The sequence below is a fragment of the Nocardiopsis sp. FR4 genome (assembly GCF_009830945.1).
Taxonomy (GTDB): domain Bacteria; phylum Actinomycetota; class Actinomycetes; order Streptosporangiales; family Streptosporangiaceae; genus Nocardiopsis.
Window position 1 is genome coordinate 374995 of record NZ_ML776454.1, and the last position, 16823, is coordinate 391817.

Genomic DNA, 16823 nt, shown 5'->3' on the forward strand with positions numbered 1-16823 from the left:
TGATCGAAAACTTTCGCTGGACGTAACCGTTCCCGCTTGCGAACCTGGACATGTCCGACACAAACCCACATTCCGGGAGAGACATGAGCGGGGCCCAGCCCACCGATCCGCGCGCCTACAACGCCAAGCCCTACGCGGGCGGCGACCCCTACGCCGACTACCGCCACACCGAACTCGACTTCTCGGCCCTGGTGGACCTGGCCGACCGCCGCCTGGGCGGCGGCGTGGTCGCCGCCAACGACGAGTTCTTCGCCCACCGCGAGAACCTGCTGGTGCCCGAACCCGCCGTGTTCGACCCGCACGCCTTCGGCCACAAGGGCAAGGTCATGGACGGCTGGGAGACCCGCCGACGGCGCGGCGTGAGCGCCGAGCACCCCCACCCGGACGCCGACGACCACGACTGGGCCCTGGTCCGGCTCGGCCTGCCCGGAGTGGTGCGGGGCGTGGTCGTGGACACCGCGCACTTCCGCGGCAACCACCCCCGTGAGGTCTCCGTCGAGGCCACGAGCCTGCCGGGCACCCCCGCCACCGACGACCTGCTCAAGGCGGAGTGGACCGGGATCGTCCCCCGCACCCCCGTGTACGGGCACGCCGCCAACGGCTTCGAGGTCACCGCCGAGCGGCGGTGGACCCACCTGCGGCTGAGGCAGTTCCCCGACGGCGGCGTCGCCCGCCTGCGCGTGTACGGCGAGCCCGTCCCCGACCCGGACTGGCTGGAGGCGCTGGGCGGGTTCGACGTGGCGGCCCTGGTCAACGGCGGCACCGTCGAGGACGCCTCGGACCGCTTCTACTCCTCCCCGGACAACATCATCTCGCCCGGGCGCTCCGCCAAGATGGACGACGGCTGGGAGAACCGGCGCCGCCGCGACACCGACCACGACTGGGTGCGCTTCCGCCTCACCGCGCAGGCCTCGGTCCGCGCCCTGGAACTGGACACCTCCTACTACAAGGGCAACGCCGCGGGCTGGGTGGCCGTCCTGGGCCGCGACGCCCGCTCGGCCGACCCCGACGCCTGGTTCGAGGTCGTGGGACGTACCCGCCTGGAGCCCGACAGCGCCCACCGCTTCGTCCTGGACTCCCCGGTCACCGCCACCCACGTGCGCGTCGACGTCTTCCCCGACGGCGGCATCGCCCGCCTGAACGTCTACGGCTCCCTCACCGGAACCGGCAGCGCCGACCTGCGCGAGCGCTGGACCGCCCTGCACGGCTGACCCGAAGGCGGCGGCGCGGAGCGGGGGTGCTCCGCCCCGCCGCCGTTTCCGTCCCCGGTGGGCGCTACCCCCGGACCAGCATCCGGCCGCCCGTGTCCTCGGCGCCGACCTCCTCACCGCGCAGCAGGGTGCGGCGCACCCGCCCGAACAGCTCGACCCCGTCGTAGGGGCTCACCGGGTTGCGGTGCCGCAGCTCGCGCACGTCCACCCGGAAGGACTCCTCCGGGGCGACCACCGCGAAGTCGGCGTCGTTGCCCGGAGCGATCCCGCCCTTGCCCCGCAGCCCGGCCACGCGCGCGGGCCCGGAGGCCATCCACCGCACCACGTCCTCCAGGGACAGGCCCCGGCGGCGCGCCTCGGTCCACACGGCCGGGAAGCCGACCTGCAACCCGGACACCCCGCCCCAGGCGGTGCCGAAGTCGCCGGTGTCCAGGTCCTTCAGGTCCGGCGTGCTCGGCGAGTGGTCGCTGACCACGCAGTCGATCAGGTCCTCCTCCAGCGCCCGCCACAGCAGGTCCCGGTTGGCGGCGTCGCGGATGGGCGGGCAGCACTTGTACTGGGTGGCCCCCGCGGGCACCCGCTCGGCCTCCAGGGTGAGGTAGTGCGGGCACGTCTCGACGGTCAGCGGCACCCCGTCCGCGCGGGCCCGCGCGATCAGCGGCAGGGCGGAGGCGCTGGACAGGTGCAGCACGTGGGCCCGCGTCCCGGTGACCCGGGCCACCTCGATCACCCGGGCGATGGCCGCGTTCTCGGCGGTGTCGGGGCGCGAGGCCAGGAAGGAGGCGTAGTCGCGCCCGGCCGCGGCCGGTGCCTCCCGCAGGACTTCGGGGTCCTCGGCGTGCACGATGAGACGGCCGTCGAACTCCCCGATCGCCTCGGCCGCCGAGAGCAGCTCCTCCGGCGAGAGGTGGCCGAACTCCTCCACTCCGGAGGGGGACAGGAAGGCCTTGAAGCCGTACACGCCCTCGGCCCAGAGCGCGGCGAGCTCCTTGGTGGCGCCGGGGCGGCTGTTCTCGGGAACGGCCCCGCCCCAGAAGCCCACGTCCACGGCGAGCTTGCCCCGGGCCGCGTCGCGTTTGGCCTCCAGGCCGGCCACGGTCGTGGTCGGCGGAACGCTGTTGAGCGGCATGTCCACCAGCGTGGTGATGCCGCCGAGTGCGGCGGCCCGGGTGGCGGTGGCGAAGCCCTCCCACTGGGTGCGGCCCGGTTCGTTCACGTGCACGTGGCTGTCGACCAGTCCGGGCAGCAGCACCTCGTCCTCGGCCAGGACCATTTCGCGGCGGGCGATGAGGGGGGCGCCGTCCCCGGCCAGGACGTTGACGACGCGCCCGTCGCGAACCCCCACGGTGACGGGTCGCTCCCCCTGCGGGGTGATGGCGCGGCGGGCGCGGACGGCGAGATCGTGTCGGGTCATGTGTGCTCAGTTCTCCTGTCCGACGCGTCGGCTGGCCAGGGCGGCGAGCGTGCCGGTGTCGGTTCCGGCGGCCTTCGCCACCTCGGCCTCGTCCAGCGCCCCGCAGCGTACCCCGCTGACCAGGGCGGCGGCCAGCGCCTGGGCCGTGGCGGGCTCGTCCAGCACTCCCCCGGCCACGGCGCCCAGGTAGGAGCGCAACCGGTCGGCGGCGGGCGCGAAGGCCTCCCGGTAGAAGACGTAGGTGGCCAGGTAGCGGGTGGGCAGCTGGTGGGGGTGCAGGTCCCAGCCCTGGTAGAAGCCGCGCTCCAGGGAGCGGCGGACCAGGGAGGCGTGCAGGCGCCAGGCGGAGGCGACCTCCTCGGCCCCGCCCACGGGCAGCACGTTGGTGGAACCGTCGGAGAGCCACACCCCGGTGCCCGCGGCGGCCACCTGCATGACGGCCTTGGCGTGGTCGGCGACGGGGTGGGCCATGCTCTGGTAGGCGGCGGTGATCCCGCAGGCGGCGCTGTAGTCGTAGGTGCCGTAGTGCAGGGCGCTGACCCGGCCCCGTCCGGCGCGGATCATCCGGGCCACGGCCACCGTGCCGTCGGGCAGCAGGACGGACTGCGGGGTCTCGATCTGCAGCTCGAACCGCAGCCGTCCCTCGGGCAGGTCCAGGCGCTGCTCCAACTCCTCGGTGAGCCAGGCCATCGCCTCGACCTGCTCCACGGAGGTGATCTTGGGCAGGGTGAGGGCCAGCCCCTCGGGCAGGGAGCCGTGCTCCTCCATGAGGGTGTGCAGGAACAGGGTGAGGCTGCGCGTGCCGCGGGCGCGTCCGGCCGCCTCCATGCCCTTGGTCCGGACCCCGAAGCCGGGCGGGGCCTGACCGGCGGCCAGGTCCGCGCACAGGGCGCGGGCGGCGGCCACGGTGTCGCGGTCCTCCTGCTCGTCGCCCCGGTCGCCGTAGCCGTCCTCCAGGTCCACGCGAAGGTCCTCGACGGGTTCGCGGCGCAGCTTGTCGCGCAGGCGGGGCAGCACCTCGGCGACGGCGTCCTCGGCCACGCCGGTGGCGGCGGCCAGGGCGGCCGCGTCGGGCGCGTGCTCGTCCAGACAGGACAGCGCCGCGCGGCCCCACTCGGCGGCCAGGCCGGCGCGTACGCGGTCCGCGGGGACGTAGACGGTGTGCACGGGCTGCCGGTCACCGGAGGAACCCGGGTAGTCCAGGGCGAGCCGGGCGTCGGCGTCGGCCAGGCGCGCGTTCAGTCCGGCGGTGAGCACGTCCAGGCCCAGATCGCGGCCCGCGCCCGGCCGGAGGGTCCGGTCCTCTTCCACGTGGTGTCCTCTCCCTCGCATTTTTCCTATCGCGGATACTAACTTTTGCATCCCGGAATAACAAGGAGCACAGAGGTGTTCCAGGAATACCCGGAACCGCGGGAAGCCTTCCGGACGAGCGGACCGCCCGCGCACCACGTGCTATAGAAGAAGTGATGCCGCAAAGCCGCCCCCACCCCGACGGGGGCAGGTCCCCGAACCCACGGCCCTCAGCATGGGAGCGCGATCGTTGTCAGCCCCACAGACCCCTCTACACCCGGACGAGCAGGGAAAACGTGAACGCCCCGGCGGCGTGCAGTCCCTCGACCGGGCCTTCTCCCTGCTGGAGATCATGGCCGAGGCCGGCGGCGAGACCTCGCTGAGCCAGCTGGCCGAGTCCTCCGGCCTACCGCTGCCGACCATCCACCGCATCATCCGCACCCTCGTGGGCAACGGATACGTGCGACAGCTGCCCTCCCGCCGCTACGCGCTGGGACCGCGGCTGATCGGGTTGGGCGACAAGGCCTCGCAGATGCTGGGCACCTGGGCCCGGCCGCACCTGGCCCGCCTGGTGGAGGACCTGGGCGAGACCGCCAACCTGGCGATGCTCGACGGCGACAAGGTCGTCTACGTGGCGCAGGTGCCCTCACAGCACTCCATGCGCATGTTCACCGAGGTCGGACGGCGCGTCCTGCCGCACTCCGCCGGCGTGGGCAAGGCCCTGCTCTCCCAGCTCGACGAGGAGGAGGCGCGGGCGACCCTGGGCCGCACCGGCATGCCCGCCGCCACCGAGCGCACCATCACCGACCCCGAGAAGTTCATGGCCGAGCTGCGGCGCATCCGCTCCAGCGGCTACGCCATCGACGACGGCGAACAGGAGGTCGGCGTGCGCTGCGTCGCCGCCCCCGTGGTCGGCGCGCCCTCGGGGATGGCGGTGTCGGTCTCGGGCCCCGAGGCCCGGGTGGGCTGGGACTTCGTGGAACGCGCCGCGCCCATCGTGCGCCGCTGCGCCGCCATGCTCGCCACCGACCTCAACAACCAGAGCTAGAAGGGGTGCGGGAGCCGCGCCCCGCACCCCCGCCCGTCACGTCGGCTGGTCGAAGCCCAGCTTGCGCAGCTGCTTGGGATCGCGCTGCCAGTCCTTGGCCACCCGCACCCGCAGGTCCAGGAACACCCGCCGGCCCAGCAGCGCCTCGATCTGCTTGCGCGCCCGCGAACCCACGTCGCGCAGCCGCGAGCCCTTCGACCCGATCACGATCGCCTTCTGGCTGGGTCGCTCCACGTACAGCGACGCGTAGATGTCCACCAGCTCCTTGCCCGGCCGGGTGTTCTCCCGCTCGGACATCTCGTCCACGACCACCGCGATGGAGTGCGGCAGCTCGTCGCGCACACCCTCCAGCGCCGCCTCGCGCACCAGCTCGGCCACGAGCATCTCGTCCGGCTCGTCGGTGAGGTCGCCGTCGGGGTACAGCGGCGGCCCCTCCGGCAGGTGCGAGCACAGCACGTCGGTCACGGTCTCCAGCTGGAAGCCCCCCTGGGCCGAGACCGGGACGATGTCCGCCCAGTCCCCCAGCTCGTTCACCGCCATCAGGTGGCGGCCCACCGCGTCCCTGTCCACCCGGTCCGTCTTGGTGACCAGGGCGACCACCGGGGTGTTGGTCTGCTCCGCCAACTCCTTGGCGATGTAGGTGTCGCCCCGCCCGATCGGCTCGTCGGCGGGGAGGCAGAAGGCGATCACGTCCACCTCGACCAGCGTGGACCGCACCAGCGAGTCCAGGCGCTCGCCCAGCAGGGTGCGCGGCTTGTGCAGTCCGGGCGTGTCCACGATGATCAGCTGCGCGTCGGGCCGGTGCACGATGCCGCGCACCGTGCGCCGGGTGGTCTGCGGCCGGTTGCTGGTGATCGCCACCTTCTGCCCGACCAGCGCGTTCATCAGGGTGGACTTGCCCACGTTGGGGCGGCCCACGAAGCACGAGAAACCGCTGCGGAAGCCCTCCGGGTGGGAGGGCGTCTCCAGCGGCACCCGCAGCTTCTCCAGGTCGAGATCGTTCATGCGTCCTTCAGGTGTCCTTCTCAGCGGCGGGTGATGCTCGCGGGCACCCCGTCGGGGGCGGCGATCACCACCAGCTGGGTCTTCAGGTCTTCCGCCAGCGCGCGGTCGTCCTCGGTCAGCTGCGCGGCCTCGGTCACGACCACCGCGGCCTCCAGCGCGGAGGCCTCCCCGCAGACGGCCGCGGCCACCGCGGCCTGGAGCGCGCTCAGCCTCAACGAGGGCAGCGCCACCGTGGCGGCCACGTACGTGCGCCCCGTCTCGTCGCGCACGGCCGCGCCCTCCGCGGCCGCGTTGCGCGCCCGGGAGGCCCGGGCGAGGGTGATGAGCTTGCCGTCCTCGGGCCCGAGCCCCGTGGTCTCCGTCACTGATCCGTGCTCCTCACGTTGTCGTTCTCGGCCGACGGCTCCGACTCGGAGTCGTCGGGCAGGCGCTCCACCAGGACCGTGGTCATCCGGTTGCGGCGGCTGCTCTTGCCCTCAAGGGTGAGCCTGAGACCAGCGTATTCGGCCTGGGCCCCGCCGACCGGCACCCGGCCCAGCACGTAGGCGACCAGGCCGCCGACCGTCTCCACGTCCGGAACGTCCAGGTTCCGGTCCGGGAACAGCTCGTCCAGCTCGCCCAGCGGCAGGCGCGCGGTCACCCGCACCCGGTCCCCGTCCAGCCAGGACACCGGCGGGATCTCGTGGTCGTACTCGTCGGTGATCTCGCCGACGATCTCCTCCACGATGTCCTCCAGGGTCACCAGGCCCGCGGTGCCCCCGTACTCGTCGATGGCCACGGCCACGTGGTTGCGCTGCTTCTGCATCTCGCGCAGCAGCTCGTCGATGGGCTTGGTGTCGGGGACGAAGGTGGCCTGGCGCATCACGTCCCCCGCCGTGAGCGACACGTCCTCCCCGCCGCCCGCGACCGCCGCCCAGCGGTCGCGCAACCGCTCCACCAGGTCCTTGAGGTAGACGATGCCGACCACGTCGTCCTCGTCCTCGCCCGTGACCGGGATGCGCGAGTACCCGCTGGACAGCGCCAGGCTCAGCACCTCGTCGGCGTCGTCATCCCGGGAGGTGAACACGATGTCGGGGCGGGGCACCATCACCTCGCGCACGGACGTGTCGTCGAGCTTGAACACCGAGTGGATCATCTCCCGCTCGGCGGAGTCGATCACCTCGCCCCGCTCGGCCAGGTCCACCAGCTGCCTCAGCTCCACCTCGGTGCTGAAGGGGCCGTCGCGGTCGCCCTTGCCGCGCGGGGTGAGCGCCCGGCCCGCGCCCACGAACAGCTGGGCCAGCGGACCCACCACCACCTGGACCGGGTAGACCGCGGCGGCGCTGGCCCGGGCCACCGGCCCGGAGAACTGGCGGCCCAGGATGCGCGGCGCGATCGCGATCAGCACCGACTCCGCCACCACCATGGCCCCGGCGGTCAGCACCAGCGCGGGCCAGTCCGGCCCCAGCAGGAACACCATGCCCACCGCGGCGGCCAGCACGGCGCACACCTCGCACACCACGCGCAGGAACAGCAGCACGTTGAGGTGGCGCGTGGGGTCGGCCATGACCCGCTCCCACCGGCGTCCCGTCCGTGCGGAGCCCTCGGTCCCGCTGACCGCGGCCAGCCCGACCGACATCACGCGGGTGACGGCCACCTCCGCCGCCACCAGGAAACCCGCGACGGCGGTCAGGGCGAGGGCCACCGCGAAGGCGGTGAGCCACCCGGCGGGGTCCCCTGCGGTCGGCGCGGCCAGGCCGGGCCACACTGACGGGCTCATCGGCCGCTCTCGTCCCCTTCACCGGCCGCGGCCTCGCGCTCACGCCACGCGGACAGGATCTCGGCCTGCAGGCCGAACATCTCCTTGTGCTCCTCGGGCTCGGCGTGGTCGTAGCCCAGCAGGTGCAGGATGCCGTGGGTGCACAGCAGGTCGATCTCGGCCTCGGTGCTGTGCCCGGCCTTCTCTGCCTGGCGCTCGGCGACCTGCGGGCAGATGATCACGTCCCCGAGGACGCCGGGCTCACTGGTGCGGCCGGGGCCTCCGGGGCGCAGTTCGTCCATGGGGAAGGACAGCACGTCGGTGGGGCCCGGCTCGTCCATCCACCGCACGTGCAGGTCGGTCATCGGACCCTCGTCCACCAGCACGACGGACAGCTCGGCCAGCGGGTGGACGCGCATGGCGTCGAGCACGTGCCTGGCCAGACGGGAGAGCCTCTCCTCGTCCACGGTCGAGACGCCGGACTCGTTGGCGACGTCGATACTCATCGGTTGCGGATGCCTCACTCGGGATAGCGGCGGCCGGGCGGGGCGCCCGGCCGGTGGTGCGGCACGCCCTTGGGCGGCGCGCCCGTGGCAACCGAACCGGTGGACCCGTACTGGACGGGCCCACCGGTTCGAACGCCGTACTACCTCAGTCTGCCTGCTCCGCGGTCCGGCCGTCGCCCGCCTCGGGCTCCGCCGGGGTGTCGGAGGCCTCGCGCCGCCCCGGACCGCGCCGGGGGCGGACGCCGTTGGCGGGGCCGCGGCGGTCCCGGGAGTCGCCCTGGGCGGCGTCGTAGCGGCCGTAGGCGTCCACGATCTGGCCGACCAGCTTGTGCCGGACGACGTCCTCGCTGCTCAGCCGGCAGAAGGCGATGTCGTCGATGTCACGCAGGATGCCCTCGATCGTGCGCAGGCCGCTGGTCTGCCCGCCGGGCAGGTCGACCTGGGTGACGTCGCCGGTGACCACGATCTTGGAACCGAAGCCCAACCGGGTGAGGAACATCTTCATCTGCTCCGGCGAGGTGTTCTGGGCCTCGTCGAGGATGATGAAGGAGTCGTTCAGTGTGTTGTGGGTAAGCAGGAAGTCCTCCGTGACGTACAGGGAGTCCTGTGCCGCCACCTGGATGCAGACGCACTCCTCGGTCCCCGCGGGCTCGATGGAGTCGATGAAGCGCATCGGACGGCCGCCACCGGTGGCCTCGTACCTGTCCCGCTTGCGCCCGAGCCGGAAGGGCTCGACGCCCTCCGGCAGCCGCAGGTCGAGGACGTGGGTGTCGTGGCGGTGGAACACCTGCCTGCCGCGGGCCAGACCCGGCGCCCTGCCCTCGGACCCACGTGTACGCGTGTACACGACACCGCCCAGGGACTGGACCAGGAACCGCACCGCGGACGCCAGCCCCGGCGAGGCGGTTCTGTACTGGATCCGGCAGGTGCGACCGTTCTGGGAGACGGGTCCGCCGTCCGAGTCCAGGAGACCCTGCAGGAGCGCGAGGCGCACCTCGGCGGAGTTGTACAGGTACGGTTCCGGAACGAACTTCGTCGCCGAGGTGGTCCCGCACAGGCCGAGCTCCCGCATGACCGCGGTCACCGGGTTGGCGATGGTGATGACGTCGCCGGGCTGCCGTACGCGGTTGACGACGTAGTCCGGTCCCGCCTTCCAGTTGACCCGGACACCGGGAACGAGCGCCTCCAGGGCCTCGGCGAGCTCGGGGTCCTCCGTGGAGAAGCTCGGCGTCGTCGAACCCGTGAGGCACCCGTCGCCCAGCAACAGGCCGAGCGCGTAGGCGTCCATGGGAACCTCCCTCGCGGGGAACTCCACGGGCCGGCTGAGCAGGGGAAGCTCGTACTTGCGGTAGTGGGAGCTGCGCAGGCCGCTCTGGAGGATCTCCTTGGCCGTGAGCACCCGGTGAGGCCTGCCCCGTCTGGTGTCGTCGCGGGTGCGCACGGACCACAGGTGGTCCTCCGAGCACAGGGTCGAGGACCCGTCCTGCGCGGTGAGCCGGTAGACCGCCTTGGGGCCCTGCGGGTAGACCCCCAGGACCGGGGTCGGTTCACCGTCGGACCCGACGACCAGATCGCCGACCCTCAGGTCACCGATGGGCCGGAAGCCCTCCGGTGTCAGGACGTTGGTGTGCACCGGCTGCGCCCGGCCGCGCATGTACGCCAGGGGTGCGACCTCGATGGTCCCGGCCGCCATCAGCTTGGGGATGGAGTCGGGGTCGAGCATGTCGTGCAGGGCGTCGTAGAGCGGGCGCAGGTAGGGGTCGATCTTGTCGTAGAGGGTGCCGGGCAGGAAGCCCAGGCGCTCACCGGCCTCGACCGCGGGGCGGGTGAGGATGATCCGGTTGACCTCCTTGTCCTGGAGCGCCTTGACCGCCTTGGCCATGGCCAGGTAGGTCTTGCCGGTGCCCGCGGGACCGATGCCGAACACCACGGTGCGCCGGTCGATGGTGTCGACGTAGCGCTTCTGGTTCAGCGTCTTGGGCCGGATCGTCCTGCCCCGGTTGGACAGGATGTTGGTGGTGAGCACGTCCGCGGGGCGCTCGGTACCGGGCGAGCGCAGCATGTGGATCATGCGCCCGATGGTGTCGGGGGTGACGTGGGTGCCGCTCTTGGCGAGTTCGATCAGCTCCTCGACGAGGCGGACCACGACCGCGGTCTCCTCGGGGCTGCCGCTGATGGTGAACTCGTTGCCACGGACGTGGATGTCGCTCTCGAAGGCCCGCTCCAACGCCCTGAGGAGTTCGTCCCCCGAGCCGAGCAGGCTGATCATCGTGTGCTCGTCGGGCACCACGACCTTGACCTGTGTGTCCCGCGGCGGGTGCGTGTGCGTTGTCTCGGACATGGTGTGGCCTGGCGGCCGCTGCCCCTACCCTTCATCGGGCACCGGCCCGCGTCGCGGGCGGTGCACCTCGTGGACGGTTCCCGGCGCTCGGAGAACGGCGCCGGGCCAGGCTCCTCGCCGGTGTTCCCAGAGGTCACACCGAACCCTCGAAGCCCACGGTCACTAGTCTACCAAGGCGCCCCCTCCCCGCTCGATCGGTTATCACGGGCGGGGAGAGACCGCCGGGGCGGCCCCGGCGCCTACCCGGGGGGCCAGTTCAGCCCGCGCCCGCCGAGCAGGTGCCCGTGCAGGTGGAAGACCGTCTGCCCGGCACCGCTGCCGGTGTTGAAGACCAGCCGGTACCCGAGGTCGGCGACGTCCTCCTCGGCCGCCACCTCGTGCGCCTCCCGGACGATCTCGTCGAGCAGCCCGGTGTCGGCGGCCGCGGCCTCGGCGGCGTTGGGGTAGTGCTCACGGGGGATGATCAGAACGTGCGTGGGCGCCTGGGGGTTGATGTCGCGAAAGGCCACGGTGCGTTCGCTCTCGCGGACGATCTCGGCGGGCACCTCCCCCTTCGCGATCTTGCAGAAGAGGCAGTCGTCCTGGGCCATCGGGAACCTTTCCGTCCGCGACCGCCGGGGCGGTCGCCGTCTCGGGATTGTCCGGGACCATGATGCCGCAGGTCGGCCGCGGACGTAGGCCCCAAGGCGGTCTTTTCGTAATCTTCTGGAAGCCGGTTCGGCGTTGGTCCGGGTTCCAGCCGCGATACGCTTTCCATCCGTGCGCGTCAGGTCGTCGGCTCCGTCCGGCCCCGGCCGAGTTCCCGCGTGTTCGGATGGAAACGCACGTCTACCCGGAAAAGAAGAGGTATGCCCTTTCGTAAACCCCGCGACAAGGGTGTGCGTCGAACTGATGTGACGACAGAAACGATGGTGGCCGGAGCCGCCACGGCCCCGCTCTCGGTGGAGTGGGACGCCGACCACGCGGTGACGGAGCTCTACCGGGAGCACTACCGTCCGCTCGTCCGTCTCGCCGCCCTGCTCGTCCGAGACCACGCGACCGCGGAAGAGGTCGTCCAGGACTCGTTCGTCGCCATGCACGGCGCCTGGCGCCGCCTGCGCGACCCGAACAAGGCCCTGTCCTACCTCCGCCAGGCCGTGGTGAACAAGGCCAGGTCCGTGCTCCGTCACAGGGCGGTTGTGGAAAAGCACGCGCCCAAGGCCCTGCCCGACGCCCCCAGCGCCGAACACGGCGCCCTGAACCTGTTGGAGCGCGAGGCGGTCATCCGCGCCCTGCGCAAACTACCCACCCGTCAGCGAGAGGCCATCGTGCTCCGGTACTACGGCGACCTGTCCGAGGCGCAGATCGCGGACGCCATGGGAATCAGCCGGGGCGCGGTGAAGAGCCACACGTCCCGCGGTATCTCCGCGCTCCGCTCTGTTCTGGAGCAGACGACATGACCACCCCGACAAACCCGACGAACGATCCGTTCGAGGAGCAGCTTCGCCAGCTACTCAAGGCCGAGGCCGACACGGTCACCACCTCGCCCGAGGCGCTGAACCTCATCCGCGAGCGCACTGAGCGCAACCGCGGATCGATCTGGTTCGGACTGCCCTGGCTGCGCCCCGCCCTGGCGGTGGCGGGAGCCGGACTGATCGCCGCCTCGGTGATCATGTCCAGCCCGCAGGTACGCGACCAGGTTCTGGAGATCGTGCCCGCGGGCGCCGACCGCCAGGGCACACCGCCCGAGGAGGTCCCGGACGGCGGTGTGGTCCCGTCCACGTCCTCCACGGACTCCGCCCCCGGCCAGGCCCAGCAGGAGCAGCCGCCCCCGCCGGACCCGGCGACCCCGCCCAGTCCCGAACCCTCCGAGGAGGGCTCCACCGCCGTCCAGGAGGACCCGGAGGCGACCCCCACGTGCCCGGCGGCCTCCCGCGACGATCCCTCCGCCCCGGCGGGCGGCGCCGAGGAGGACGCGGAGTCCGCCGAGGAGGGCTGCGAGCCGACGGGCGAGCCCAGCACCGGCACCGGTGGCGGTGACGGCGGCAGCGGCGGCACGGGCGGCGCCGGCGACGGTTCCGGCGGCGACACCGGTTCCGGTGCCGGCGAGGGCGGCCGTGAGGAGACCGGTGAGAGCGGTGGCGGCACCACCACCGGTGACGGCACCACCACCAAGTCCGAGAACTGACGCGCGCGCGGGGGCGCACCTCGGGAACGCCCGTCCGCCCGCGCCGCCGCGGGTGCGGGCCCCGACCGGCGGCGGCCCTACCAGCGGCCGGTGCGCGCCTGAAGCACCGACAGCGCGGCCAGCCCGGCGGTGGAGGTGCGCAGCACGCTGTCCCCCAACAGGGCCCGGACCGCCCCGGCGGCGGTGAACGCGTCGAGTTCGGCCTCGGAGAAGCCGCCCTCGGGCCCCACGACCAGGACGATTTCCGCGTCCCCGGTGCGGGGCAGCTCCATCGAGGCCAGGCGGGCCTCGGCGTCCTCGTGCAGCACGACCCCCAGATCGGCCCCGGCCAGCAGTCCGGCGACCTCGGCGCGGTCCGCGAGGCCGGCGACCTCGGGGAGGCGGACGCGGCGGGCCTGCTTGGCCGCCTCGCGAGCGGTGGCGCGCCACCTGGCCAGGGCCTTGGCGGCCCGTTCGCCCCTCCAGCGGGTGACACAGCGCTCCGCCGCCCAGGGCACGACCGCGTCCACCCCGGCCTCGGTCATCATCTCCACGGCCAGCTCGCCCCGGTCGCCCTTGGGGAGGGCCTGGACCACGGTCAGGCGGGGACGGGGCGCGGGCTCCTCCCGGCGCTCCACCACCGCGCAGACGACGTGGTCCTTGGCCACGGCGGCCACCGTGCAGCGCACGCGCAGGCCGAGGCCGTCGGACAGGTCGACGGTCTCGCCCTCGCGGATGCGCCGCACCACGGCGGCGTGGCGGCCCTCGGCGCCGCCCACCGTCACCCGGTCGGCCGCCAGGTCGGCGGTCTCGACGAGGAAGACCGGCGGGGTCACTTGGCGCCGAAGGCGTCGCGGATCTTGGAGAAGAAACCGCCGTGCCCCGGACTGAAGCGGCCCGGGTTCTGGTCCTCGCCGCGCAGTTCGGCGAACTTGCGCAGCAGCGCCTCCTGCTCCTCGTCGAGTCGGCTCGGGGTCTCCACGTCGACGCGGATGCGCAGATCGCCCCGGCCGCCGCCGTCGAGGTGGGTGACGCCCTTGCCGGGCAGGGTGATGACGTGGCCGGAGTTGGTTCCCGGGCGCAGGTCGATGTTCTCGGTGCCGTCCAGGGTGTCGAAGGCGAAGGAGGCGCCCAGCGCGGCGGCCGTCATGGGGACGGTGACCGTGCAGTGCAGGTCGTCGCCGCGGCGCTCGAAGGTGGGGTGCGGGCGCTGGATGATCTCCAGGATGATGTCGCCGCGCGGCCCGCCGTTGGGGCCGACCTCGCCCTCACCGGCGAGCTGGATGCGGGTGCCGTCGTCCACGCCCGCGGGGATCTTGACGGTCCGGGTGACCTTCTCGCGAACCCGGCCCTCGCCCGCGCAGTCGCCGCAGGGGTTGGTGATGACCGTCCCCTGACCCGAGCACTGCGGGCAGGGGCGCGAGGTCATGACCTGGCCGAGGAAGGAGCGGGTGACCTGGGAGACCTCCCCCTGGCCGTGGCACATCTCGCAGGTGGTGCGGTGCGAACCGGCCGCGGTCCCCTCGCCCTGGCAGGTCTCGCACAGGATGGCGGTGGGGAAGGTGATCTCCTTGCTGACCCCGAACGCGGTCTCCACCAGGTCCAGTTCGACGCGGATCTTGATGCTGCGGCCGCGGCGGACCCGCTCGCGCGGGCCCCGGCCACCGGGCTGCCCGCCGCCGAAGAAGGCGTTCATGATGTCGTCGAAGGCGAACCCGCCCGCGCCGCCGAACCCTCCGGCGCCGCCGCCACCGGGGGCGTAGGGGTCCTGGCCCATGTCGAACATCCGACGCTTGTTCTCGTCGGAGAGGACCTCGTAGGCCTGGGTCACCTCCTTGAACCGCTCCTGGGTCGCGGGGTCCGGGTTGACGTCCGGGTGCAGCTCGCGCGCGAGCCGCCGGTAGGCCTTCTTGATCTCGTCCTTCGAGGCGTCACGACGCACTCCGAGGACCTGGTAATAGTCTCTGGCCACTGAGCTACTGTCCTGCCAAAATCTGTCCGATGTACCGAGCCACGGCGCGTACCGCTCCCATCGTTCCCGGGTAGTCCATCCGGGTGGGTCCCACCACTCCGATCTTGGCGAGCGACTGGTTTCCCACACCGTAGTCGGCCGAGACGACGGAGGTGGACCTCAGGCCCTCGTGGAAGTTCTCCGCGCCGATGCGCACCGTGAGCATCGACGGGTCCTTCGCCTCCCCCAGCAAACGGATGAGGACCATGTTCTCTTCCAGCGCCTCCAGGACGTCCCGGAGGCTGGCTGCGAAGTCGACGGCGGCGAGGTTGGCCGTCCCGGCGAGGACGATCTTCTCCTCGTGCCGTTCGACGAGGCTCTCCAGCAGGACGGAGAGCACCGACACCGCCACCTGGCGGTGTTCGGGCGGGACCTGGGAAGGCAGGTCCTCGACCGCGTCGGGCACGTCACCGAGGTGGAGCCCGGCGATGGCCCGGTTGAGCATGGAGCGCAGGTCGTTGACGGCGGCCTCGTTGACCTCTCCCAGGCCGTCGATGACGCGTTGTTCGACCCGCCCGGTGTTGGTGATCACGACCATCATGACCCGCTGGCCGCCCAGCGGGACCAGTTCCACGTGCTGTACCGAGGAACGGGTCAGCGAGGGGTACTGCACGATCGCGACCTGCCGGGTGAGCTGCGCGAGCAGCCGTACGGTGCGGGCGACGATCTCGTCGAGGTCGACGGCGCCGTTGAGGAAGGACTCGATGGCGCGCCGTTCGGCGGGTGAGAGGGGCTTGACCGAGGAGAGCCGGTCCACGAAGAGCCGGTACCCCTTGTCCGTGGGCACCCGGCCCGCACTCGTGTGCGGCTGGGTGATGTAGCCGTCCTCCTCCAGCGCGACCATGTCGTTGCGGATGGTCGCCGGGGAGACACCGAGCCTGTGCCGGTCAGCCAGGGCCTTGGACCCCACGGGTTCGTTGGTGTTGACGAAGTCCTCGACGACGGCACGCAGGACCGCGAGCTTGCGCTCATCCAGCAACTCGCCACCTCCTGGCACTCCATGGTCCTCAGTGCTAATTCTATGCCCGGGCGCAAACCCCGAAGGCTACCCACGGGTAGTACCACACGGGGACGGCCCCCTCCCACCCCGGTCGCGGCGCGCGCCGCGACCGACCGCGTCCGGGAGTGCCCCACCAGTAGACTGCACGACCGTGGCAACCAAGGGAACCGACCGTTACGGCCGGAACGTGCTCGCCGGGGACTGGCGCCTGCCGAGGAAGGGGTCCGTGCCCGAGGTACCGCTGGCCCGGGGCCTGGTCGCGGAGGACGCCGAAGAAGCCTTCTGCGGGGCGGTGGTGGCCTGGGACAAGGCGACCGTGACCCTGGAGGACCGGCACGGGCGCCGCCGGGTCTTCGACCTCGGTCCGGCCGCTTTCCTGGTCGACGGCGCGCCGGTCACGCTGGTGCGGCCCTCCGCGGCCCCGCGGGGCCCGCTGCGCAGCGCCTCGGGGTCGGTGGCGGTTCCGGACGCGCGCGCACGTACCGCCCGGGAGAGCCGGATCTACGTGGAGGGCGTCCACGACGCCGAACTGGTGGAGAAGGTCTGGGGGCACGACCTGCGCGTGGAGGGCGTGGCCGTGGAGTTCCTGGAGGGGGTGGACGACCTGCCCTCGATCGTGGCGGACTTCTCACCCGGCCCCGGCCGCAGACTCGGCGTCCTGGTCGACCACCTGGTCCCGGGCTCCAAGGAGACCCGGATCGCCGAACGCGTGCGCGGCGAGCACGTGCTGGTGGTGGGGCACCCCTACGTGGACGTGTGGCAGGCGGTGCGACCGCGCGCCGTGGGGATCGAGGCCTGGCCGGAGGTACCCAGGGGGCTGCCCTGGAAGGAGGGGGTCGTGAGCGCCCTGGGGTGGCGGATGGAGACGGGTGAGGCGTGGCGCCGGATCCTCGGTTCGGTCCGTACCTACGCCGACCTGGAGCCCTCCCTGCTCGGCCGGGTGGAGGAGCTGATCGACTTCGTCACCGGGCCGCACCCCGAGGAGCGCTGAGACCCGCCCGGCGCTCCCCCCTCCGGGTCGCGCGCCCCCGGTACGGCCGGCGGCGCGGTACCCCGGGCCGTCCCGCCGGACGCGCTCCCGGGCACGCCGCCTGTGCGGCTTCGCGCGCGGTG

At 72.5% G+C, this 16823-nt stretch carries 15 protein-coding genes and 3 pseudogenes; 5 read left to right on the plus strand and 13 right to left on the minus strand.

Features of this window, described 5'->3' with window-relative positions:
• Positions 1-83: 83 nt before the first annotated feature.
• Positions 84-1211: an allantoicase gene (alc, locus tag FYW95_RS01600; RefSeq protein ID WP_160049894.1), complete on the plus strand. Its 1128-nt coding sequence runs from the start codon at positions 84-86 to the stop codon at positions 1209-1211.
• Between the two features lie 64 nt (positions 1212-1275).
• Here alc and allB read toward each other — a convergent pair whose 3' ends face one another.
• On the minus strand, positions 1276-2625 hold the full coding sequence (gene allB, locus FYW95_RS01605; RefSeq protein WP_159939918.1) for an allantoinase AllB: 1350 nt from the start codon (positions 2623-2625) through the stop codon (positions 1276-1278).
• 6 nt (positions 2626-2631) lie between these two features.
• Positions 2632-3957: a DUF6986 family protein gene (locus FYW95_RS01610; RefSeq protein ID WP_159939916.1), complete on the minus strand. Its 1326-nt coding sequence runs from the start codon at positions 3955-3957 to the stop codon at positions 2632-2634.
• A 271-nt stretch (positions 3958-4228) separates the two neighbouring features.
• Between FYW95_RS01610 and FYW95_RS01615 the strand changes: the two genes are divergently transcribed.
• A complete protein-coding gene (locus FYW95_RS01615) occupies positions 4229-4963 on the plus strand; it encodes an IclR family transcriptional regulator (protein ID WP_159939914.1) in 735 nt (244 codons plus the stop codon).
• A 36-nt stretch (positions 4964-4999) separates the two neighbouring features.
• Here FYW95_RS01615 and era read toward each other — a convergent pair whose 3' ends face one another.
• The 8 genes and pseudogenes from era to FYW95_RS01645 all read right to left on the minus strand — a co-directional run bounded on the left by era (position 5000) and on the right by FYW95_RS01645 (position 11143).
• Positions 5000-5968: a GTPase Era gene (gene era / locus FYW95_RS01620; protein ID WP_159939912.1), complete on the minus strand. Its 969-nt coding sequence runs from the start codon at positions 5966-5968 to the stop codon at positions 5000-5002.
• Positions 5969-5988: 20 nt separating this feature from the next.
• Complete coding sequence (locus FYW95_RS01625) at positions 5989-6333, minus strand: cytidine deaminase (RefSeq protein WP_159939910.1); 345 nt, start codon at positions 6331-6333, stop codon at positions 5989-5991.
• Positions 6330-7727, minus strand: a complete 1398-nt coding sequence (locus tag FYW95_RS01630; protein WP_159939908.1) for a hemolysin family protein — start codon at positions 7725-7727, stop codon at positions 6330-6332. The genes FYW95_RS01625 and FYW95_RS01630 overlap by 4 nt, the downstream gene beginning before the upstream one ends.
• Entirely contained in the window at positions 7724-8212 is a 489-nt protein-coding gene (gene ybeY / locus FYW95_RS01635; protein WP_159939906.1) for an rRNA maturation RNase YbeY, read from the minus strand. The genes FYW95_RS01630 and ybeY overlap by 4 nt, the downstream gene beginning before the upstream one ends.
• Before the next feature lie 145 nt (positions 8213-8357).
• Positions 8358-8774 (minus strand): annotated as a pseudogene (locus tag FYW95_RS28775) (PhoH family protein); the annotation flags it as partial.
• Between the two features lie 264 nt (positions 8775-9038).
• A pseudogene (locus FYW95_RS28780) lies at positions 9039-9866 on the minus strand (LAGLIDADG family homing endonuclease); the annotation flags it as partial.
• A pseudogene (locus FYW95_RS28785) lies at positions 9855-10553 on the minus strand (PhoH family protein); the annotation flags it as partial. The pseudogenes FYW95_RS28780 and FYW95_RS28785, both read right to left, overlap by 12 nt.
• A gap of 239 nt (positions 10554-10792) precedes the next feature.
• A complete protein-coding gene (locus tag FYW95_RS01645) occupies positions 10793-11143 on the minus strand; it encodes a histidine triad nucleotide-binding protein (protein ID WP_159939902.1) in 351 nt (116 codons plus the stop codon).
• Positions 11144-11461: 318 nt separating this feature from the next.
• On the opposite strand from FYW95_RS01645, the gene FYW95_RS01650 reads away from it, so the two are divergent.
• Complete coding sequence (locus FYW95_RS01650; protein WP_159940068.1) at positions 11462-11992, plus strand: SigE family RNA polymerase sigma factor; 531 nt, start codon at positions 11462-11464, stop codon at positions 11990-11992.
• Positions 11989-12720: a hypothetical protein gene (locus FYW95_RS01655; protein ID WP_159939900.1), complete on the plus strand. Its 732-nt coding sequence runs from the start codon at positions 11989-11991 to the stop codon at positions 12718-12720. Before FYW95_RS01650 ends, FYW95_RS01655 begins: the two co-directional genes overlap by 4 nt.
• A gap of 77 nt (positions 12721-12797) precedes the next feature.
• Here FYW95_RS01655 and FYW95_RS01660 read toward each other — a convergent pair whose 3' ends face one another.
• Genes FYW95_RS01660 through hrcA form a run of 3 tightly spaced genes read right to left on the minus strand, consistent with a single transcriptional unit; the run spans position 12798 to position 15689 of the window.
• Complete coding sequence (locus FYW95_RS01660; RefSeq protein ID WP_159939898.1) at positions 12798-13535, minus strand: 16S rRNA (uracil(1498)-N(3))-methyltransferase; 738 nt, start codon at positions 13533-13535, stop codon at positions 12798-12800.
• The gene (dnaJ, locus tag FYW95_RS01665; RefSeq protein WP_159939896.1) at positions 13532-14671 is read right to left on the minus strand and encodes a molecular chaperone DnaJ; all 1140 of its coding nucleotides are present in this window, start codon (positions 14669-14671) and stop codon (positions 13532-13534) included. Before dnaJ ends, FYW95_RS01660 begins: the two co-directional genes overlap by 4 nt.
• Positions 14672-14675: 4 nt before the next feature.
• Complete coding sequence (hrcA, locus tag FYW95_RS01670; RefSeq protein WP_159939894.1) at positions 14676-15689, minus strand: heat-inducible transcriptional repressor HrcA; 1014 nt, start codon at positions 15687-15689, stop codon at positions 14676-14678.
• Positions 15690-15861: 172 nt separating this feature from the next.
• Between hrcA and FYW95_RS01675 the strand changes: the two genes are divergently transcribed.
• On the plus strand, positions 15862-16701 hold the full coding sequence (locus FYW95_RS01675) for a DUF3097 domain-containing protein (protein ID WP_159939892.1): 840 nt from the start codon (positions 15862-15864) through the stop codon (positions 16699-16701).
• The last annotated feature ends 122 nt before the right edge of the window (positions 16702-16823 follow it).

Coding starts and splice junctions, on each gene's coding strand:
- alc (WP_160049894.1), top strand. CDS start 84: ATGAGCGGGGCCCAGCCCACCGATCCGCGCGCCTACAACGCCAAGCCC.
- allB (WP_159939918.1), bottom strand. CDS start 2,625: ATGACCCGACACGATCTCGCCGTCCGCGCCCGCCGCGCCATCACCCCG.
- FYW95_RS01650 (WP_159940068.1), top strand. CDS start 11,462: ATGGTGGCCGGAGCCGCCACGGCCCCGCTCTCGGTGGAGTGGGACGCC.
- FYW95_RS01610 (WP_159939916.1), bottom strand. CDS start 3,957: ATGCGAGGGAGAGGACACCACGTGGAAGAGGACCGGACCCTCCGGCCG.
- FYW95_RS01630 (WP_159939908.1), bottom strand. CDS start 7,727: ATGAGCCCGTCAGTGTGGCCCGGCCTGGCCGCGCCGACCGCAGGGGAC.
- ybeY (WP_159939906.1), bottom strand. CDS start 8,212: ATGAGTATCGACGTCGCCAACGAGTCCGGCGTCTCGACCGTGGACGAG.
- era (WP_159939912.1), bottom strand. CDS start 5,968: ATGAACGATCTCGACCTGGAGAAGCTGCGGGTGCCGCTGGAGACGCCC.
- FYW95_RS01655 (WP_159939900.1), top strand. CDS start 11,989: ATGACCACCCCGACAAACCCGACGAACGATCCGTTCGAGGAGCAGCTT.
- FYW95_RS01645 (WP_159939902.1), bottom strand. CDS start 11,143: ATGGCCCAGGACGACTGCCTCTTCTGCAAGATCGCGAAGGGGGAGGTG.